Source organism: Pseudomonas sp. Fl4BN1, assembly GCF_009908285.1.
Classification (GTDB): Bacteria; Pseudomonadota; Gammaproteobacteria; order Pseudomonadales; family Pseudomonadaceae; genus Aquipseudomonas.
Genome location: NZ_JAAARM010000018.1, coordinates 132,360 through 152,059 on the forward strand (window position 1 = coordinate 132,360; position 19,700 = coordinate 152,059).

23 protein-coding genes, 1 pseudogene and 1 riboswitch are annotated in these 19,700 nt (G+C 60.5%); of the genes and pseudogenes, 12 read left to right on the forward strand and 12 right to left on the reverse strand.

The window, feature by feature from the left end:
* The first annotated feature begins 54 nt into the window (after positions 1-54).
* The 3 genes from GV818_RS20620 (at position 55) to GV818_RS20630 (ending at position 2,901) form a co-directional block, all read left to right on the forward strand.
* Entirely contained in the window at positions 55-1,020 is a 966-nt protein-coding gene (locus tag GV818_RS20620) for a 2-hydroxyacid dehydrogenase (protein ID WP_161756766.1), read from the forward strand.
* 31 nt (positions 1,021-1,051) lie between these two features.
* Entirely contained in the window at positions 1,052-2,050 is a 999-nt protein-coding gene (locus GV818_RS20625) for a class I SAM-dependent methyltransferase (RefSeq protein ID WP_161777374.1), read from the forward strand.
* 51 nt (positions 2,051-2,101) lie between these two features.
* Positions 2,102-2,225, forward strand: a riboswitch (yybP-ykoY riboswitch).
* A gap of 91 nt (positions 2,226-2,316) precedes the next feature.
* A complete protein-coding gene (locus tag GV818_RS20630; RefSeq protein ID WP_161756904.1) occupies positions 2,317-2,901 on the forward strand; it encodes a TMEM165/GDT1 family protein in 585 nt (194 codons plus the stop codon).
* Positions 2,902-2,986: 85 nt separating this feature from the next.
* On the opposite strand, the gene GV818_RS20635 is transcribed toward GV818_RS20630, so the two are convergent.
* On the reverse strand, positions 2,987-3,808 hold the full coding sequence (locus GV818_RS20635) for a M48 family metallopeptidase (protein WP_161756768.1): 822 nt from the start codon (positions 3,806-3,808) through the stop codon (positions 2,987-2,989).
* A gap of 1,360 nt (positions 3,809-5,168) precedes the next feature.
* Between GV818_RS20635 and GV818_RS35075 the strand changes: the two are divergent.
* Together GV818_RS35075 and GV818_RS35080 are read left to right on the forward strand one after the other, a co-directional pair.
* Positions 5,169-5,366: pseudogene (locus GV818_RS35075) on the forward strand (HAMP domain-containing protein); the annotation flags it as partial.
* A gap of 111 nt (positions 5,367-5,477) precedes the next feature.
* Complete coding sequence (locus GV818_RS35080; protein ID WP_372242109.1) at positions 5,478-6,221, forward strand: methyl-accepting chemotaxis protein; 744 nt, start codon at positions 5,478-5,480, stop codon at positions 6,219-6,221.
* A gap of 52 nt (positions 6,222-6,273) precedes the next feature.
* On the opposite strand, the gene GV818_RS20645 is transcribed toward GV818_RS35080, so the two are convergent.
* The 3 genes from GV818_RS20645 to GV818_RS20655 are packed head-to-tail and all read right to left on the reverse strand — an operon-like array spanning position 6,274 to position 7,389.
* Entirely contained in the window at positions 6,274-6,894 is a 621-nt protein-coding gene (locus GV818_RS20645; protein ID WP_161756770.1) for an SOS response-associated peptidase, read from the reverse strand.
* A gap of 35 nt (positions 6,895-6,929) precedes the next feature.
* Entirely contained in the window at positions 6,930-7,190 is a 261-nt protein-coding gene (locus GV818_RS20650; protein WP_161756771.1) for a putative signal transducing protein, read from the reverse strand.
* Between the two features lie 16 nt (positions 7,191-7,206).
* Entirely contained in the window at positions 7,207-7,389 is a 183-nt protein-coding gene (locus GV818_RS20655) for a CPXCG motif-containing cysteine-rich protein (RefSeq protein WP_161756772.1), read from the reverse strand.
* 140 nt (positions 7,390-7,529) lie between these two features.
* Between GV818_RS20655 and GV818_RS20660 the strand changes: the two genes are divergently transcribed.
* Positions 7,530-8,696, forward strand: coding sequence for a 1-acyl-sn-glycerol-3-phosphate acyltransferase (locus GV818_RS20660; RefSeq protein ID WP_161756773.1), 1,167 nt, complete (start codon positions 7,530-7,532; stop codon positions 8,694-8,696).
* 67 nt (positions 8,697-8,763) lie between these two features.
* On the opposite strand, the gene GV818_RS20665 is transcribed toward GV818_RS20660, so the two are convergent.
* Positions 8,764-9,051, reverse strand: a complete 288-nt coding sequence (locus GV818_RS20665) for a hypothetical protein (RefSeq protein ID WP_178125022.1) — start codon at positions 9,049-9,051, stop codon at positions 8,764-8,766.
* A 190-nt stretch (positions 9,052-9,241) separates the two neighbouring features.
* Here GV818_RS20665 and GV818_RS20670 point away from each other — a divergent pair, with 190 nt between their 5' ends.
* Complete coding sequence (locus GV818_RS20670) at positions 9,242-9,448, forward strand: hypothetical protein (RefSeq protein ID WP_011063378.1); 207 nt, start codon at positions 9,242-9,244, stop codon at positions 9,446-9,448.
* Between the two features lie 85 nt (positions 9,449-9,533).
* Here GV818_RS20670 and GV818_RS20675 read toward each other — a convergent pair whose 3' ends face one another.
* On the reverse strand, positions 9,534-10,118 hold the full coding sequence (locus tag GV818_RS20675; RefSeq protein WP_161756775.1) for a YajG family lipoprotein: 585 nt from the start codon (positions 10,116-10,118) through the stop codon (positions 9,534-9,536).
* A gap of 206 nt (positions 10,119-10,324) precedes the next feature.
* Here GV818_RS20675 and GV818_RS20680 point away from each other — a divergent pair, with 206 nt between their 5' ends.
* On the forward strand, positions 10,325-10,558 hold the full coding sequence (locus tag GV818_RS20680; protein WP_161756776.1) for a hypothetical protein: 234 nt from the start codon (positions 10,325-10,327) through the stop codon (positions 10,556-10,558).
* Positions 10,559-11,296: 738 nt separating this feature from the next.
* Positions 11,297-12,808, forward strand: coding sequence for a malate dehydrogenase (quinone) (gene mqo / locus GV818_RS20685; RefSeq protein WP_161756777.1), 1,512 nt, complete (start codon positions 11,297-11,299; stop codon positions 12,806-12,808).
* Positions 12,809-12,967: 159 nt separating this feature from the next.
* Here mqo and GV818_RS20690 read toward each other — a convergent pair whose 3' ends face one another.
* From GV818_RS20690 to GV818_RS20705, 4 genes are all read right to left on the reverse strand, one after another.
* Positions 12,968-13,255, reverse strand: coding sequence for a PA4642 family protein (locus tag GV818_RS20690; RefSeq protein WP_161756778.1), 288 nt, complete (start codon positions 13,253-13,255; stop codon positions 12,968-12,970).
* Positions 13,256-13,318: 63 nt separating this feature from the next.
* Entirely contained in the window at positions 13,319-13,804 is a 486-nt protein-coding gene (locus GV818_RS20695) for a hypothetical protein (RefSeq protein WP_161756779.1), read from the reverse strand.
* A gap of 88 nt (positions 13,805-13,892) precedes the next feature.
* On the reverse strand, positions 13,893-14,366 hold the full coding sequence (locus tag GV818_RS20700) for a WbuC family cupin fold metalloprotein (RefSeq protein WP_161777376.1): 474 nt from the start codon (positions 14,364-14,366) through the stop codon (positions 13,893-13,895).
* Positions 14,367-14,369: 3 nt separating this feature from the next.
* Positions 14,370-14,927, reverse strand: coding sequence for a hypoxanthine-guanine phosphoribosyltransferase (locus tag GV818_RS20705; RefSeq protein ID WP_161756781.1), 558 nt, complete (start codon positions 14,925-14,927; stop codon positions 14,370-14,372).
* A gap of 165 nt (positions 14,928-15,092) precedes the next feature.
* Here GV818_RS20705 and upp point away from each other — a divergent pair, with 165 nt between their 5' ends.
* Entirely contained in the window at positions 15,093-15,731 is a 639-nt protein-coding gene (upp, locus tag GV818_RS20710) for a uracil phosphoribosyltransferase (RefSeq protein WP_161756782.1), read from the forward strand.
* A gap of 2 nt (positions 15,732-15,733) precedes the next feature.
* Positions 15,734-17,008, forward strand: a complete 1,275-nt coding sequence (locus GV818_RS20715; RefSeq protein ID WP_161756783.1) for a uracil-xanthine permease family protein — start codon at positions 15,734-15,736, stop codon at positions 17,006-17,008.
* A gap of 84 nt (positions 17,009-17,092) precedes the next feature.
* Here the strand turns inward: GV818_RS20715 and hemH are convergent, their stop codons facing one another.
* Both hemH and GV818_RS20725 read right to left on the reverse strand, forming a co-directional pair.
* The gene (hemH, locus tag GV818_RS20720; protein WP_161777377.1) at positions 17,093-18,109 is read right to left on the reverse strand and encodes a ferrochelatase; all 1,017 of its coding nucleotides are present in this window, start codon (positions 18,107-18,109) and stop codon (positions 17,093-17,095) included.
* A 13-nt stretch (positions 18,110-18,122) separates the two neighbouring features.
* A complete protein-coding gene (locus GV818_RS20725) occupies positions 18,123-19,025 on the reverse strand; it encodes a TIGR01777 family oxidoreductase (protein WP_161756785.1) in 903 nt (300 codons plus the stop codon).
* 194 nt (positions 19,026-19,219) lie between these two features.
* Here GV818_RS20725 and GV818_RS20730 point away from each other — a divergent pair.
* A partial coding sequence (locus GV818_RS20730) for an NAD(P)/FAD-dependent oxidoreductase (RefSeq protein ID WP_161777378.1) occupies positions 19,220-19,700 on the forward strand: 481 nt, incomplete at its 3' end.

The window sequence follows — 19,700 nt, forward strand, 5'->3', positions numbered from 1 at the left end:
TCTGTTAGGCTCGGCAGATTACGCCTTAGACCCCTCGTGCAAAAGGTACAGTTCATGACTAACAATCGCCGCGCCGTGTTTCTCGATCACAGCTCACTGGATTTGGGTGACCTGGATCTGAAGGCGCTGCGCGACAGTTTCAGCCCCTTGCAAGTGCATGCCCAAACAGCCCCGGAGCAGGTGGCTGAACGACTGCAAGGGGCGCAAGTGGCCATCAGCAACAAAGTCCCGCTGACCGCCGAGACCCTGGCCGCCTGCCCGGATCTGCAACTGATCCTGGTAGCGGCCACCGGCACCAACAATGTCGACCTGGCTGCGGCCCGCAGCCAGGGCATCACCGTCAGCAACTGCCAGGGCTACGGCACCCCTTCGGTGGCCCAGCACACCCTGATGCTGCTGCTTAATCTGGCCACCCGAGTCGCCGACTACCAACAGGCCGTGGCCGCGGGCCGCTGGCAACAAGCCAAGCAGTTCTGCCTGCTGGATTTCCCGATCATCGAGCTCTCAGGCAAGACCCTCGGTTTGCTGGGCAATGGCGAACTGGGCAGCGCCGTAGCGCGCCTGGCCGAAGCCTTTGGCATGCGCGTGGTGCTGGGACAAATCCCTGGGCGCCCGGCCCGGCCTGATCGCCTGCCCCTGGAAGATCTGTTGCCACAAGTAGATGCGCTGACCCTGCACTGCCCGCTCAACGAACACACTCGGCACTTTATCGGCGCCCGCGAACTGGCCCTGCTCAAGCCCGGCGCCTTGGTAGTCAATACCGCTCGCGGCGGCCTGATTGATGAGCAGGCCCTGGCCGACGCTCTGCGCAATGGTCATCTGGGAGGCGCCGCCACCGATGTGCTGAGTGTCGAACCACCCTCGGCCGGCAATCCACTGCTGGCCGCCGACATTCCGCGACTGATAGTGACCCCGCACAACGCCTGGGGCAGTCGAGAGGCACGGCAAAGAATTGTTGGCCAACTGAGCGAAAATGCCCAAGCCTTCTTCAGTGGTACCCCGCTGCGTGTCGTGAGTTGATAAACTCCGCTACTTTTTTCGGGTGCGGATCATGGACACACGCAGTGAAGTACTGTTACGCCAGGCTCAATTGTTTCAAGGCTCAATGCTGCTGGTCGGCCTGGCTGCGGATGACCTGCTGGGACGCCTGCCCAACGCCCGAGGCTGGAGCTGGCACGCCGGCGATCAAGCGGCCCTGGAAGCTCGCTTTCCAGGCCGCAGCCATTTTGGCGTAACAGCCCCGACGGAATCCTTCGACAGCGCCGTGCTGTTTCTACCCAAGTCCAAGGACCTCACTGGCTACCTGCTCAACGCCCTCGCCTCGCGCCTGGCCGGTCGCGAGCTGTACCTGGTGGGGGAAAAGCGCAGCGGTGTGGAAAGTGCCGCCAAGCAACTCAACCCCTTTGGCAAGCCACGCAAGCTCGACAGCGCGCGGCACTGCCAGCTGTGGCAGGTCACCGTGGCCAATGCCCCCGAGCCGGTGGCTCTGGAGAGTCTGGCCGAGGAGTACGAACTGCCGCTGACCGAAGGGCCGTTGAAAGTCGTCAGCCTCCCTGGGGTGTTCAGCCACGGGCGCCTGGATCGCGGCACAGCACTGCTGCTGGAACATCTGGATCACCTACCCAGCGGCCACATGCTGGATTTCGGCTGCGGCGCCGGAGTGCTGGGAGCCACGGTGAAGCGCCGTTACCCGGACAACCGAGTGACCTTGCTGGATGTCGATGCCTTCGCCGCTGCCAGCAGCCGCCTGACCCTGGCCGCCAACGGCCTTGAGGCCGAGGTCCTGACCGGTGACGGCATCGATGCTGCACCGATGGACTTGAACTGCATCCTGACCAACCCGCCCTTCCATACCGGGGTTCACACCGACTACCAGGCCACGGAAAACCTGCTGCGAAAAGCAGCAAAACATCTGCAAAAAAGTGGCGAACTGCGGGTAGTTGCCAACAGCTTCCTGCGCTACCAACCGCTGATCGAAGAGCATCTGGGACCTTGTGCGATCAAGGCCGAAGGCCAGGGCTTCCGGATCTACCGAGCCAAGCGCGGCTAACTGGTTTTTTCGCAAACAAGGCTTGCCGAAAGGGTTTTGCCTAGGCAGAATCCGCTCCGTCCTAGGGGAGTAGTCTCCCACGAGCGCCACGCTCGTCCGGCATGCGTCAACATACTTGGTCCTCAGACCATGGCGCATGCGACCCAAGAGTCCGCACAGACGGACCGCAGGGTTTGACAAGACCTATGACACGAACACCTTACCCGGGGCGGGAAGGCTGTACGTGTCATAGCCGTGTCGACCCGCCCCTTAGGAAAACCCTGATGATGCTGGATTCTCTACTCGTTCCCACCGCAATCGTTGCCTTGGCCGAAATCGGCGACAAGACGCAACTGCTCGCCCTGATTCTCGCCGCGCGCTTTCGCAAACCCTGGCCAATCATCGCCGGCATCGTCGCCGCAACCCTGGCCAACCATGCGGCCGCGGGTGCAGTCGGCGCCTGGTTCGGTAGCTTCTTCTCGGATTCGACCCTGCACTGGATTCTCGCCGCCAGCTTCACCGCCACTGCGCTGTGGACCTTGGTTCCGGACAAAATGGACGATGACGAAGCCACTACCGCGCGCAAGTTCGGGCCCTTCCTGACCACCCTGATTGCGTTCTTCCTGGCGGAAATCGGCGACAAGACCCAGATCGCCACCGTCATGCTGGCCGCGCAATACCCGGACCTGTGGCTGGTGATCATCGGTACCACCCTGGGCATGCTGATTGCCAACGTACCGGTGGTGCTGGCGGGCAACTTTGCGGCAGACAAACTGCCCCTGACCCTGATTCGTCGCCTGGCGGCGTCAGCCTTCTTCATCCTCGCCATAGTGGCGGTGTACAAGGCCATGCAGATCAGTGGCTGGGTATAAATGAAATCGCCGGCAAGGCGACTCCTGCAGGTTGCGCAGGAGCCGCCTTGCCGGCGACCACGTCATCGAGAATGACGTGCGCAGATCAGGACTTCTTGGCCTGCTCGTACAACGGCATCACCTTGGGAATCGCCGCCTGCAAGGAGGCGATACGGCTAGTGGAAGCCGGGTGAGTGCTCATGAACTCAGGTGGCGCGGAACCGCCCGCAGCCTGGCCCATTTTGTTCCACAGGCTGATGGCCGCATTCGGGTTGTAACCGGCACGGGCGGCCAGCTCCAGACCGATCAGGTCCGCTTCGTTTTCATTCTCGCGACTGTTGGGCAGGGTCATCAGCAGGTTTACCCCGTTGTCACCCAGCGCAACCGTCTCTTGCGGTACCCCGAACAAGGTAGCGATCTGCTTGCCTGCGCCGACCGCGTACTGCTTGGACATCGCCTCACGACCATGCTCACGCAGGGCATGGGCAATTTCATGGCCCATCACCGCAGCGATCTCATCGTCGGTCAGTTTCAGCTTATCAATCAGGCCGGAGTAGAAAATGATCTTGCCGCCAGGACCACAGTTGGCGTTGAGCTCGTCGCTCTTGATCAAATTGACCTCCCACTTCCACTGCGCGCAGTCAGGGCGGAAGTTAGGTGCCTGGGCAATCAGGCGATCAGCGATGACCTGCAGGCGCTTGGCGTTGGCACTGGTTTTGTCCAGCACGCCCTGGCTGCTGGCCTCCCCCAAGGTCTCCTGGTAGGACTGAGCATAGGATTGATTGACCTCAGCGCTGGAGACCATGCTGAACATGGATTGCTTGCGATCCACGCCCACAACGCCACCGTTGGTGGTGTTGACCGTCTCGCAACCACTGAGCAGAACAGCGGCACTCAGTGCACATACAACCAATGACTTCTTTTTCATGCAAACCTCCCTGAAAACATGGCGCGTATCCTAAGGGTGGAACTGTATCCGCGCCAGATGCAAATCACATTATCAGTCGTAATTCAGATACATACGGGCCCCGTAGGAAAAACTTCATATGCCCCTCCAGGCCGCCAGGGCCCTGGAACACCTGCCCGCCAAGCATCACCTCAAGCCATCTGAAGCAGTCATTTTCCCACCCGAGGCTAATGGCCAGCAATGCAGCGGCCGATACAGCGGGGCAGACCCTATTCCTGCGCCCGGAGCCTTTATGAAGTTCAAGTCGATCCAGTTTTCAGTGGCCGCGCTGGCCGGAGCCATCGTCCTCAGCGTGGTGGCAGCCCTGGTGCTGTACGCCCTGTTCGCCGGAGCCAGGACCCAGCAAATGGTTCAGGAACGGACCCAGAGCCAGTTCGAACAAGTCATCGAACAACGCCTGAGCGGCCTGGCGCAGACCCAGGTCAGCCAGATCCAGCGCGAACTGGAAGCGCCTCTGCTGATAGCCGGCGGCCTGGTGCGGGTCAACACACTGATGGCTACGCAGGATCCGCAAGGCCATGCCGGACTGAGCCTGAGCCGTGAACAGCTGATCGCCCTGATCAAGGAAAACGTCACGCAGAACCCGAAGATCCTCGGCGCCTATATCGGCTGGGAACCTAACGCCATCGACCACAACGACGCGGCCTACATCGGCACCTCGGTGGTCGGCGTCGACGCCGCCAACGGCCGTTTCCTGCCCTGGTGGTTCCGTAACGAAGACGGCAGCCTGAGCCTCGACAAACTGGCCGACGTCAACGACCGGACGCTGCTTTCCACCGGGGTCCGGGCCAGTGAGTACTACCTGTGCTCCCAGGACAGTCTCAAGCCCTGCGCCATTGACCCCGCCCCGTACAAGGTCGGCGACAAAGTGGTGATGCTCGCTTCTTTTATTCAGCCCATCCTGCTGAACGGTAAATTCCAGGGCATCGTCGGTGCCGACCTGTCAGTGAACTTCATCCAGGACATGCTGCTGGGTGCCAACCAGAAACTTTACGGCGGCGCCGGAGAAATGGCCCTGATTGGCGGCAACGGTCGTCTGGTGGCCTACACCAAGGATCCGAGCAAGTTCGGCGAGAAAGTCAGTGACGTGCTCAACAGCGACAGCGTTGCCAAGCTGTCCAGCCTCAAACGCGGCGAAGTGACCTACAACGTCGACCAGGCCAACGGCATCATCACCCTGTACCTACCGTTCGGTATCGGCCAGACCGATGCTCACTGGACCTTGATGCTGCAACTGCCCCTGGGCGCGGTCATGGCCGACCTGAACACACTGCAGAACGACCTGGCCGAACAACGCCAGGCCGACACCTTCGGTATGGCCATGGTCGGCCTGGTAATTGCCGGCCTCGGACTGCTGGTGATCTGGCTGGTGGGTCATGGTATCGCCCGGCCGCTGCGACAGATGGTCGCCATGCTCGACGACATCGCCCAGGGTGAAGGCGACCTGACTCGGCGCCTGGCCAGCGATCGCGCCGACGAACTGGGCTCCATCGCCAAAGGCTTCAATACCTTCCTGGCCAAGCTGCAAGCAATGATCAGCCAGGTGGTGACGTCAGTACAGAGCGTCAGCGACTCCTCCGAGCACACCGCCGATATCGCCATCCGCACCAACCAGGGCGTGCACAAACAAATGGTGGAGATCGATCAGGTCGCCACCGCAGTGCATGAAATGACCGCCACCGCCCAGGACGTGGCGCGTAATGCGACCCAGGCCGCTCAAGCTGCCAGCCATGCCGACCAGGCCGCCAGCCAGGGCATGCAAATCTTCCGCGACACCTCCAGCGCCATTGGTGCCCTGGCCGAGGAAATCGGCCGCGCGGTCGGAGTGGTGCAAACCCTGGCCAAGGACAGCGAGAACATCAACACGATCCTCATCACCATTCGTGGCATTGCCGAGCAGACTAACCTCCTGGCCCTCAACGCGGCGATCGAAGCGGCCCGGGCCGGCGAGCAGGGCCGCGGCTTTGCCGTGGTCGCCGACGAGGTGCGCAACCTGGCGCAAAAAACCCAGCAGGCCACGGAAGAAATCCAGTCGATGATCCAGCAGTTGCAACAGGGCACCCGCGAAGTGGTGCAGGTCATGGAGGACAGTCAGCACAAGACCGACCAGAGCGTGGAGCATGCGGCAAAAGCGGCCCAGGCCCTAGAAACCATCACCCACGCAGTGTCGGTGATCAACGACATGAACAATCAGATCGCCAGCGCCGCCGAAGAGCAGAGCGCGGTGGCCGAGGACATCAACCGCAATGTGATCAACATCGGCCAAGTGGCCAATGAAGTGGCCGGCGGCGCCGACGAGTCCAGTGCTGCCAGCGCCGGGCTGACCAAACTGGCGGAGCAGCAACGGCGCCTGATCAACCAGTTCAAGGTATAAGCCGCGACTATTGCGCCCGGCTCCTTGCAGGAGCCGCCGCAGCAAGGACACATCAGGCCGGGGTCAGGCACTCGGGACCGTTGAGCTTGGGGTCATTGACCAGGTTGGCCAGGACCCGCTCGCGTAACGTCGCAGGCGGACTGGCCAGCAAGGCTTGCAACACGTGCTGCGGAGTCTCGGGATCAAGCCAGGCTTCCTGGCCGGCAGCATCGAGGATCAACGGGCGACGCAGATTGGAGGCCGCCTGGGTTACCACCGCGGTGCTCAGCCAGACTTGCTCCTGTACTGGATAGGCCTCCCAGATCGCAGCAAAGAAGATCGATGAACCCTCGCCCGGTGTCAGCCAATACGGGCGCTTGCGGCTGCCGCCGCGCCATTCGTAAAAACCGTTGGCCGGCAACAGACAGCGGCGCTCACGAAACGCCTGGCGGAACATCGGCTGCTCCGCCAGGGTTTCCGCCCGGGCATGGGCTGGGGTACGCGACAGGTCGGTCAACCAGGCCGGAGTCAGGCCCCAGCGGGCCCGGGCCAGGGTGCGCTGGCCAGCTTCAATGCGCTGGATCAGCACCGAATCATTGGGGGATATATTCCACTGCGCCCGCTGATCAGCGGGAAATCCCGGCAAGGCGGCAAACGCGGGGTTCCAGCGAAACAGGGCATAACGTCCACACATGGGGCAATACAACTCTCGGTAAATCGGCGCTCAGCCTAACAGACCAGCACCCCGGCAAAACTATCCGGTTCATCAAAGGGTAATGGCAGAGCGGCATTGTACGCAGCGATCAACTCCCGCGCCTGTTGCGCCTGGTGGTTCTCCACCGACAACCCCAACAGCCCGAACAATGGCAGTTCCCCTGCCCCGCCCAGCAGATCACGGCCTTGCAGGTGCGCGGCGATGCCCTCGCTGGCCAGCATGCACTGGAGCAACTCGCCTTCCATCAGGTTTTCCGGCTCGTAGATGCGCTGCATAAAGGCCACTCCCCACTCAGTCGTTTTCACTGTGAACGTCGAGCATCCATTCCTGACCATCGGTTTGCAGCGTGAACACAATGGGCCGGCAGCACACCGGGCAGTCTTCAATATAGGTCTGGTCGCCGGCGGACAGGTCCAGTACCGCTTCCGCCTGCTCGCCGCAGTAAGGGCATTGATAATGCTCGGTTTCCAGCATCGCCGTCTCCAGAGTGACTTATGCGTATAATCGCCGGTCTATTTGCAGGGCCTTTTTTTGTTTGAGCTGACTTTTCAAACCGCGCCCGGCTTTTTTCGATACCAACCTTTTCTTACCCTAGCCGTTTCTAACAAGAGAGCATGATGGGCGAATTCGATGCCATCCGACCTTACCACGACAGCGAAGTACCAGCGGTGCTGGCCCGGCTGCTCGGCGACAAGGCGTTTCTAGATATCCTCACCCACTTTCGCTTCCCGCGTTTTGCCAATACTTTCGGCTGGCTGCTCAAACCCCTGATCGCTCACCGCCTGCGCCGTGAGTTCGCCGGGGTCACTTCAGTGGCCACCCTGCAGGACAAGGTCGAGTTCTACGTCGACCACACCATCGAACGGGCCACCGATGGCGTGACCTACACCGGCGTCGAGCAGTTCAAGTCCGGCACCGCCTATCTGTTTCTGGCCAACCATCGCGACATCGTCATGGACCCGGCCTTCGTCAACTACGCGGTGTATCACGCCGGCCTGCCGACGCCACGCATCGCCATTGGCGACAATCTGCTGCAGAAGCCTTTCGTCAGCGACCTGATGCGCCTGAACAAGAGCTTCATCGTCCACCGCTCCATCAGTGGTCGACGGGAAAAGATGGCGGCCTATCAGCTGCTCTCGGCCTATATCAACCATTCGATCCGCAACGACGGCCAGTCGATCTGGATCGCCCAGGCCGAAGGCCGAGCCAAGGACGGTGATGATCGCACCGAGTCGGCGATCCTCAAGATGTTCCACATGAGCCGCAAGGACGAGCCTTTCGGCGAGGTCATCCAGTCGCTGAACCTGACCCCGGTGTCCATCAGCTACGAATACGATCCTTGCGACCAGGCCAAGGCCCGGGAGCTGTACATTCGCGCCAGCACCGGCAGCTATACCAAGGCGCCAGGGGAAGATGACGCCAGCATCGCCAAGGGCATCACCGGCTATAAAGGCCGGGTCCACGTGAATTTCGCCGCGCCCATCCGCGAACTGTTCGAAGACACCAAGCAACTGGCCCTGGAAATGGACCGGCAGATTCTCGGCGGCTACCGCTTGTTTCCCGTGCATTACCTGGCCTATGCCCAGTGGAGCGACGCCGACCCACAACTGCAGGTACCCGCCGCCGCCGAGGTATTCCCCGCGCAGGAACTGGCCAAGGCCGAGCAGGAGTGGCAGCGCCGCCTGGACGCTTGCCCGCCGGAGCATCGCCCTTATCTGGTGCTGCAATATGCAACCCCAGTGCGCAATCAATACCGGGTCAAGGCAGGCTTGGCGCTGTAACAGCAAGACTGGATAGCACAACGGCGCCTGCGGGCGCCGTTGTTGTATCTACTGTCGAAAGGATCGGTCAGAGGCGCGTACTGATCCAGGACACCAGCAACGCCAGCCCCAGGCAGGCGAAGCCGAAGCGATAGAAGAAGCGGTTGATGCGCAAGGTGGCAGGATCCAGCATCAGCAACGGCTGATCCACGGCCCGATCTTCACTCTGGGTCGCCAGGCTGGCCAGGGCCCGCTGCTCACGGCGGCGAGTGGCGTGCAGCAGCCAACTGCCCGGGCAGGCAAACAACAGGGCAAAAAGATTGATCAATTTGGCAGGGTGAGCGTTGAACATCGACCAGATCAGTTGCAGCGACATCATGAACCTCGAATGAAAGCTGTGTTCGGGCCGTCGAGTGCACCCGCGGCGCGGATTCTACTCAATCCCCAGGAAAACCCGTGAGTCTTTCCGACCAATAACGAGGCGTTGGTCACTTAATTTAAAGCGTCATCTTTTCGTCATCTAAACAAGCCAGTCTGTCGCCCCTCATTGCCCCACGGAGCTTGTCATGCTGCACGCAGAAAACCAGGATCGCCTCTACCTGATTGCCCCCAGTGAAGAACAGCAGGCGCTGGTCGGCGCCCTGGCCTTCAACGTTCAGGACCGGCACTGGCTAGTGTACTGCGCTCTGGGCGGACATCAGCATGCGGACCTGCCGGAAACCGATCTGCTGACCGGCGTCAGCATGCTGGACTTCTATGTCGAAGCAGCCTGAAAAGCGCCCAACAAAAAGCCCGGCTGCCGATAGGCAAGCCGGGCTTTTTGTTGATACACGGGCACACGCCCGGGCTAACAACCAATTATTCGCCGAGGATCTGGCCGACCGTCGGATCCTTGAACAGACGGGTCAAGGCATCACTCAGTACATCGCCCACCAGCTTGGTGTTGGTGTCCTGATTCGGCGCCATACCGAAACGCTGGTCCAGGGATGCACCATAACGGCCACTGTAGCGGCGGTTGGCATTCTGCACATCGGAGCGGAAAGTGGCGCCGATGGTAGCCTCGGTCACGTACAGGCCTTCTTTAGGCGACTGGTACTTGAGTTCGGCCAGGGTCACGGTCAACTGTGGAGCATTGGAGCCAGCAGCGGTCGGGGTGAACCCCAACAGGCGCACCGCTGCTTCAGCCTGAGCTTGCAGCTTGGGCAAAATCTGCGCGCTCTGCACAGTAATGGCGCTGGTTTCCGGATACAGGCCGCCACGGGTACCCAGGGTCGGCGATGGACGGCCATCGACCACTTTCACCACCACCGGCTGACCGTGGCCAACGGGTGCCAACTGGGTCGTGAGCTTAGGCTCCGGACTGAGTTGTTGCGGACTGTGGGCGCAACCCACCAGCGACAGGCTGGTCACAGTGATCAAACCGAACAACAGGCGTTGCAACATGCTCATCTCTCCAGGAATCAGGCACAAACAGGCCCGCAGTATAGCGGGGCACAACCACGACGAACCAGCATCAGGCAAGAGTTAGTCAAGACTCAGACAGGTCCCGTACAAGCGGGTTCCTGTAACCTGCCGTTCACCCGCAATACATCATCATGTAACGGCTCAAGGGCATTCTTATCGTCAATGACACAATCAGGTGCTTGGTCATGAACTTCCTTCGCTCCCTGTTCACTCCACGTCAACAGTTTCGCAGCTTCGCCCTGCTGGACAGCCAGGGCCGCTGCCAGGCCTTCCAGCATCGCTCGGCGGCCCCGGTGGGCGACGGCTGGGTGGAAATCCAAGAGATTCGCCTGAACTGGTTGCACCAAGCGCTGCCCGCGAATGCCCGTATCAGCCCACGCGGTGCAGTCTCCGGGGTGCAACCAATACTGGCCACCTGACCAAAAGCCTAATAAAAGTCGCAAAACAGGATCATTTCTGCGCGTTTCTTCGTTACAATCTCCCCCCGATTATAAGGACGTCTCCTGATCGGGCCTCGCAGTACCGCCAACGCCGCTGCTTTGGCACCCCGCACCGCCCACAGAGAGCCGCCCACACAGATCGAGTGAAGCTGGCGTGCTTGCTGTTCACCTTGCAAACCTCCACTTTTCGCGAATCTGCAGAGCTGCCATTGCTCGGCCACTAACGCTGTTTGCCCGTTGTGCCCGCATACCTTCATGCCGGCATCACCGCTCGGGCCAGGTGCCAGGTCGAGGCAGCCCTTTTTTGAGGTTCACGTCTTCAAAAGAGCGTGAAAAAAACGGGTTTTCACAACTTCACAAGAGTGTGGCGAGCAAATGAATAGTTTTGCGTCTGAACTGGCACCATTAGCCTCTACAACAGCCCGATTACACAGGACCGAGCACTCCTCAGATACTTGCGCTTGATGCCTGTCCGCTGACGGATTTGGTTGCACGAAGGGATGTATCGACCATAAGTCGAATTGCCCGAGGCTCCGCAAGATGCGTTCATACGCACCTTGAGGCCCGGTTGGCAGCGTCCGTAGTAGTTGCAAAAAATTGCGAAGATTCGGACATGGCGATCCTGGCCATGGGTAACCTGGGGCATTACGTGAACCGCCCCGTCACTCCTGGCAGCCATGCCGTCAATTTGGTGCTGCAGATTTTGGAGACGCGTTAATGGCGCATAACGAAGCAGTAGACGTCGTATTGGTTGGGGCCGGCATCATGAGTGCCACCCTCGCTGTACTGCTCAAAGAACTCGACCCCGCGATCAAGCTGGAAGTCGTCGAGCTGATGGATTCGGGGGCCGCGGAGAGTTCCAACCCGTGGAACAACGCCGGTACCGGTCACGCTGGCCTCTGCGAGCTGAACTACACACCGCAAGCGGCCGACGGTTCCGTCGACATCAAGAAAGCCGTGCACATCAACACCCAGTTCGAGGTGTCGAAGCAATTCTGGTCCTACCTGACCAAGAAAGGCACGTTCGGCTCGTCCAAGTCCTTCATCAGCCCGGTGCCACACCTGAGCTTCGTGCAGGGCGACAAAGGCGTTTCCTTCCTCAAGAAACGCTTTGAAGTGCTGAGCCAGCACCACGCCTTCTCGGACATGGAATACACCGAAGACAAAGCCACGATGGCCGAGTGGATGCCGCTGATGATGCCGGGCCGCCCGGCGGATGAAACCCTCGCCGCCACTCGGGTGATCAACGGTACCGACGTCAACTTCGGTGCGCTGACCAATCAGCTTCTCAAGCACCTGACCAGTGCACCCGATGCCCAGGTCAAGTACTGCAAGCGCGTGACCGGCCTGAAACGCAACCAAGCCAACGGCTGGACTGTGAGCATCAAGGACGTCAACAGCGGCAGCACCCGCGAAGTCGATGCCAAGTTCGTGTTCCTCGGCGCCGGTGGCGCGGCCTTGCCACTGCTGCAGGCCTCGGGCATCGAAGAAAGCAAAGGTTTCGGCGGTTTCCCGATCAGCGGCCAGTGGCTGCGCTGTGACAACCCGGAAGTGGTCAAGCACCACCAGGCCAAGGTTTACAGCCAGGCTGCCGTGGGTTCGCCACCGATGTCCGTGCCGCATCTGGACACTCGGGTAGTGGATGGCAAGAAATCCCTGCTGTTCGGACCTTATGCCGGTTTCACCACCAAGTTCCTCAAGCACGGCTCGTTCATGGACCTGCCGATGTCGGTACGTGCCGGCAACATTGGCCCGATGCTGGCCGTGGCCAAGAACAACATGGACCTGACCAAGTACCTGGTCAGCGAAGTCATGCAGTCGATGGAGCAGCGCCTGGAATCCCTGCGCCGCTTCTATCCACAGGCCAAAGCCGAAGACTGGCGCCTGGAAGTGGCCGGCCAGCGGGTACAGATCATCAAGAAGGACCCGAAGAAAGGCGGCATCCTGCAATTCGGTACCGAACTGGTGGCGGCCAAGGACGGTTCTCTGGCCGCCCTGCTAGGCGCCTCTCCGGGCGCTTCGGTGACTGTCTCGATCATGCTGGAACTGATCGAACGCTGCTTCCCGGCCAAGGCCAGTGGCGAGTGGGCGACCAAGCTCCAGGAAATTTTCCCGGCGCGGGAGAAGATCCTGGAAACCGACGCGGCCCTGTACCACAAGATCAACAGCGAAAATAACCTGAGCCTGGAGCTGGTCGAGCCAAGCAAGGAAACCGAAAGCTGCGCGTGATCTGGCGCCGATAAAAAACGCCCGCTCCTGCAAGAGGACCGGGCGTTTTTTTATGCCTTGTCGTAGGAGCTGGCTGGCCAGCGAACAAGGCTGAGGCGGTTGCACAGAGGAACTGCTGCGCTCCCCTTCGCGGGCAAGCCCGCTCCTACAAAATGAGGATCAGCCGCGGGCTCGTTCGATCAGTTCGACGTAATCGGCGGCGTTACGCTGATCCTTGATCAGATCGACGAAAGACTGGCCGTGCTCGTCCTTGCCGTCCAGGTCATGACCGGCCTCGACGAAGAACACCAGAAACCGCTCGAAGTCGTCGATGCGCAGCCCGCGGTAAGCCTTGATCAGCTTGTGCAGGGACGGCGAAGTGGCGTCGACCGGTTCGAAATCGAGGAACAATTTGATCTGCTCGTCGCCGATCTCGTCACCAATCAGTTGTTTCTTATCTTTACGCATTGCCGACTCCAGCTCGCAGACATTTCACGGGGCGGGCAGTTTACCCTCAGCCAGCATCGGGCCTCAACGCGGACGCACGCTACCGGTGTGCAAGTCGGCCCAGACATGGCCATTGGCATAGCTGAGGAACTGGCAATACACGGTGTCGTTACGCAACAGATCCATGACCGCCCGGTACTGGGCCAGCGGGTAATACAGGGTCAGGGTTCTGCTCTTGGCATCGTACTGCGGCTTTTTCAGGCTTTTGCTTTCACCGTCGAAATTCACCAGCACCTGGCTGATAGTGGCGCCCTTGTTCAGGGGCTTGCCCTTGAGCCGCACCCATACCGGCGAGGTCACGGGAATCGGCTGCTGGTTGGATTGACGCTGGCTGCCGATCACCACCGAATATTCAGTGACCTGCAACAACTGCTGCTGTTCAGGGACCGTATCGCGCAAGGTCTGATCATCTGGCGGCAGAAACTGCCCGTGCAGGAGGGCTGGGGCAGCTGCCAGGGGCAGGCTCAAGCTCAGAAGAAGGGCCGCGCTACTGCGAATCAACAGGCTCATGAGAGGCTCCAGACAAGGGCCGAGCACTCTAGCACGGGTTTTTGCTACAAATCTCCCACCGCCGCAACTGCCAGGTTCAGCCCTGGAGTCAGTCGAACTGAGCGCACATCCAGGCGTGATACTCGGCCACGCCTGGCTCGCCTTCGCGGGGCGCCCAACTGGCCTGCTCGCCCTCGCCTACCGGGCGATAAGGCCCGGCCTTGCATTCGAACATCAGGCTGTCTGGCTCAAGTACCACCAGGCCGTGGAACACACCGGCCGGCAGGTCCACCCCCACGCAAGCACCGCCAGCCTGCAAGACTCGCTTGCCCTGGACCTGGCCGAGTTCATCAAAAATCAGCACGCCAAGACGCCCCTTGAGTACTAACAGGGTCTCGGCCTTGTCAGCGCTCAAGTGCCGGTGCGGCGGAACGTAAGTCGATGGCTGCAGCCCCACCGCCATGCGATGGCAGGGCTCTTCCATGGCATGGAAGTTGTGGTGCTGGCGCCCACGGGGATTGGCCGCGGCCTTCTCAGCCAGGTCGCTGAACAACGCTTGATCGAGAAACAACGGCCCACTCATAGCTTACATCCCCTTCACGGCGTAGATGCCGGCAGCGTTACGCCAGTAGCCTTTGTAGTCCATGCCGTAACCGAAGACGTAACGGTCGATACAAGTCAGGCCCATGTAGTCGGCCTTCAGGTCCGGACGGGCCTTGCGATCGTGTTCCTTGTCGATCAGTACGGCGGTGTGTACCGCACGCGCGCCGGCGTGTTTGCAGAAGTCGATGATCGCGCCCAGGGTGTGACCTTCATCGAGGATGTCGTCGATGATCAGCACGTCGCGGTCAATAAAGGAGACTTCCGGCTTGGACTTCCAGAACAGCTCGCCGCCGCTGGTTTCGTTGCGATAACGGGTGGCGTGCAGATAGGACGCCTCCAGCGGGAACTGCAGGTGAGTCAGCAGCTTGCCGGCGAAGATCAGGCCGCCATTCATGACGCAGAACACCACCGGATTGCGCTCAGCCAGTTCTTCGGTGATTTGTGCACCGACACGGGCAATGGCCGCCTCGACTTCAGCTTCGGTGTACAGGCAGTCAGCCTCGCGCATGATTTGACGGATATGCTCGAGATCAGCGGACATGGCGCTCTCCAAGGGGGTGGCAGTTTCGGAAAAGCGGGCAAAGGTACGCATCCGGCCCGGCCAGATCAAGCGTTTCTGGACTAACGTACTTTATGTCTATAGGACATCAACCTCGGATAGATTAATCTAGGCCGGTTTTTTTGCCCGCCGCCGGAGCCTTTCCCTATGCCCATCCGTGAGATCCGCCATCCGCTGATCCGACACAAACTTGGCCTTATGCGCCGCGCAGACATTAGCACGAAGAACTTTCGCGAGCTTGCTCAGGAAGTCGGTGCCCTGCTGACGTACGAAGCCACCAAAGACCTGCCCCTGGAAAGCTATGAAATTCCAGGCTGGTGCGGTCCCGTCCAGGTCGAAAAGATCGCCGGCAAGAAGATTACCGTGGTGCCAATCCTGCGCGCCGGTATCGGCATGCTCGAGGGCGTGCTGAGCCTGATCCCTGGCGCCAAGGTCAGCGCCGTGGGCGTGGCCCGCAACGAGGAAACCCTGCAGGCCCATACCTACCTGGAAAAACTGGTACCGGAGATCAACGAGCGTCTGGCGATGATCATCGACCCGATGCTGGCCACCGGCAGCTCCATGGTCGCCACCATCGACCTGCTGAAGAAAGCCGGCTGCCGGGACATCCGCGCCATGGTGCTGGTTGCCGCGCCTGAAGGTATCGCAGCTGTAGAAAAGGCTCACCCGGACGTGACCATCTACACCGCCTCCATTGATCAGAAACTGAATGAGCATGGCTACATCATCCCCGGCTTGGGCGATGCCGGTGACAAGATCTTCGGCACCAAGCAGAAGGACGCCTGATCATGCAGGACGAGTTCAACGATCCGCTCTGGCGCCAGGTACTGTCTGGCGCTCAGATGCTCTTCGTGGCCTTTGGCGCGTTGGTGTTGATGCCGCTGATTACCGGTCTCGACCCCAACGTCGCACTGTTCACCGCGGGTCTCGGGACTCTGTTGTTCCAGATCGTCACCGGGCGTCAGGTGCCGGTGTTCCTGGCTTCGAGTTTTGCCTTTATCACCCCGATCATTCTCGCCAAGCACCAGTTCGGCCTGGCCGCGACCATGGGCGGCGTAATGGCGGCCGGTTTCGTTTATACCTTTCTTGGCTTCGCAGTGAAGATCAAGGGCACCGGTTTTATCGATCGGCTGTTGCCGCCGGTGGTGATTGGCCCAGTGATCATTTCCATCGGCCTGGCCATGGCGCCGATTGCCGCCAATATGGCGATGGGCAAGGCCGGTGACGGCAGCGAGCTGATTCATTACCAGACGGCGATGATGATCTCGATGCCCGCCCTGCTGACCACGCTGATCGTCGCCGTATTCGGCAAAGGTATCTTCCGGCTGGTACCGATCATTTCCGGCGTACTGATGGGTTTTGCCCTGTCGTTCTACTTCGGCGTGGTCGACACCGCGAAGATCGTTGCCGCGCCATGGTTTGCCCTGCCGCACTTCACCGCACCGGAATTCAACTGGCAGGCGATCCTGTTCATCGTTCCAGTCGCGCTGGCCCCCGCCATCGAGCACATCGGCGGAGTGATTGCCGTCGGCAGCGTGACCGGTCGCGACTACCTGAAGAAGCCGGGCCTGCATCGCACCCTGCTGGGTGACGGCATCGCGACTACTGCAGCCGGGATGTTCGGCGGCCCGCCTAACACAACGTATGCAGAAGTGACTGGCGCGGTGATGCTGACCAAGAACTACAACCCGAAAATCATGACCTGGGCGGCAGTCTTCGCAATCAGCCTGGCCTTTATCGGCAAGTTCGGCGCGCTGCTGCAAAGCATCCCAGTGCCGGTGATGGGCGGGATTCTATGCCTGCTGTTCGGCTCGATCGCCGCCGTGGGCATGAACACCCTGATTCGCCACAAGATTGACCTGGGCGAAGCCCGCAATCTGGTGATTGTCTCGGTGACCCTGGTGTTCGGGATTGGCGGCGTGCTGGTTGGCACCGGCACCGGTCCGGATGATTTTGGCCTGAAAGGGATTGCGTTGTGCGCCGTAGTGGCGATTGCGCTGAACCTGATCCTGCCGGGTAACGATGGCTGGAAAAACAAGAAATCTGACGAACCAGTAATCTGAGACGGCTGTCAGTTCTGTCGCGAGCTTGCTCGTTCCTACACGTAGTCACATGACTCTGTAGGAGCGAGCTTGCTCGCGCAGCTTTCAAAGCGCCAAAGGCGCTCTCTCGCACAAAGCATTAAGCGCCTTGGCCCACTGCGGTTCGTCATTCAGGCACGGCACCAGCACCAACTCCTCGCCCCCCGCCTCACGGAACTGCTCGCGACCGCGATCACCGATCTCCTCCAGCGTCTCGATGCAATCAGCAACAAACGCTGGGCACATCACCAGAATCTTCTTCACCCCCTGCTTCGCCAGCTCATCAAGACGCGCTTCTGTGTAGGGTTCGATCCACTTGGCCCGCCCCAAACGCGACTGAAATGACACCGACCACTTGCCATCCGGGAGCCCCATGCGCTCGGCAAAGGCTTGAGCCGTACGCAGGCACTGTCCGCGGTAGCAGCGAGCGGCAACGTCCGGCGGTGCATCACGACAGCAATCACCCTCCAGCCGATGACCAGGATTGAGCTTCTGCAAGTGCCGCTCCGGTAAACCATGGAAGCTCAGCAACAGGTGGTCGAAATCCTGCTGCAAATGCGGCTTGGCACTGGCAACCAGAGCGTCGAGATACTCCGGCTGATCGTAGAACGGCTGCAGCACCGAAAACTGCACATCCAGCTTCTGGTCCCGTACTACGCGCTTGGCCTCTTCGATCACCGTGGTCACGGTGCTGTCGGCAAACTGTGGATACAGCGGCGCCAGAGTGATTTTCTTATGGCCGGCGGCAGCCAGGCGCACCAATGTCGACTCGATGGACGGCTCGCCATAACGCATGGCCAGCTCTACCGGCCCCTGCGTCCATTCACGTGTCATCGCTTGCTGTAAACGACGGCTGAGCACCACCAGCGGCGAGCCCTCCTCCCACCAGATCGAGGCATAGGCATGGGCCGATTGCTCGGGGCGCTTGATCAGGATCAGCGACACCAGCAACCGGCGCACCGGCCACGGCAGGTCGATCACGTAGGGATCCATGAGGAATTGATTGAGGTAGCTGCGCACATCCGCCACCGAGGTGGAAGCCGGCGAACCGAGATTGACCAGAAGCAACGCGTGATCGGTCATGCAACGTCCTATTTCAGAGGCGGCGGGACACATCGTCCAGGGCCGCAGGTAAATCAGTGAACTGGAAAGTGAAACCTGCCTCCAGCAAGCGCGCGGGTACCGCACGCTGGCCACCCAGCAACAGCACTGACAACTCACCCAGCGCCAGACGCAAGACAAACGCCGGCAAGGGCAGCACTGCCGGCCGGTGCAAAACCCGTCCCAGGCTCTTGGCGAACTCGCGATTGCGTACCGGCTTCGGCGCGCAGGCATTATAAGGACCTCGTGCCTCGTCCTGATGCACAAGAAAATCAATCAGGGCTATTTGGTCCTGGATATGAATCCATGGCATCCACTGCCGGCCATTGCCGATAGGGCCACCCAGCCCCAACTTGAACGGCAGCAGCAAGCGCGACAAAAAGCCGCCCTCGGCGGACAGCACCAAACCGGTGCGCAGCAGCACCACACGCACCCCCATGGCCTCGGCCCGCAGGGCGGTTTCTTCCCAGGCAATACATAACTGGCTGGCAAAGTCCTCGCTGACTGGAGGCGAATCCTCAGTCAGTTCCCGCTCGCCACCGTCACCGTACCAACCCACTGCCGATCCCGAGAGCAAAACCCGAGGCTTGTGCTCACGGCTTTCGAGCCAGGCCAGCAGAGTTTCGGTAAGGGCAATGCGGCTGTTCCACACCAGCGCCTTGCGCTTATGAGTCCAGGGCCGATCGGCAATCGGCGCCCCGGCCAGGTTGATCACCGCGTCCAGCGGAGCCTGGTCCAGCTCTTGCAAAGTCTTGATTGCCCGCACCTGGGGCCCGCACAGGGCGGCAACTTTATCGGGCTGGCGAGTCCATACACTCAACTGGTGACCCTGGGCTTGCCAATGACGACATAGCGCACGCCCGATCAAACCAGTACCGCCGGTCAGCAATATATGCATGACATCTTCCTCGCGTGGCGTTTTACCCGAATGACTAGTCTATTTTTATAAGCAGGGAGCTTTTCAATCGGGCAGGTTGTGTTTCAACGATAGACAACCCGCCCCACTGATGACGCCGAAAACTATACCAAAAAACAATATTGTACAGGTTTTGGCGGCGGCGTAATCTGTACAGAAAGGTAAACGAGGCCCCTATGACAGTACCCATCGCAATCATTGGTACCGGCATCGCCGGACTCTCCGCCGCCCAGGCGCTGCGAGACACCGGGCATACCGTCCAACTCTTCGACAAAAGCCGCGGCAGTGGTGGACGCATGTCGAGCAAACGCAGCGATGCCGGAAGCCTGGACCTGGGAGCCCAGTATTTTACCGCCCGCGACCGCCGTTTCGTCACTGAAGTCCAGCGCTGGCAAGCCGAGGGTTGGGTCGCCGAATGGGCACCGCAACTCTACAACTCTCACGGCGGCCAACTCAGCCCCTCGCCGGACGAACAGACTCGCTGGGTCGGCACCCCGCGCATGAGCGCCATCACCCGTGCGCTGATCGGCGACGTGGAAGTGCACTTCGCCTGCCGCATCACCGAAGTCTTCCGTGGCGAACAGCACTGGCACCTGCAGGATGCCGAAGGCTTCACCCATGGCCCGTTCAGTCACGTGGTGATCGCCACCCCGGCCC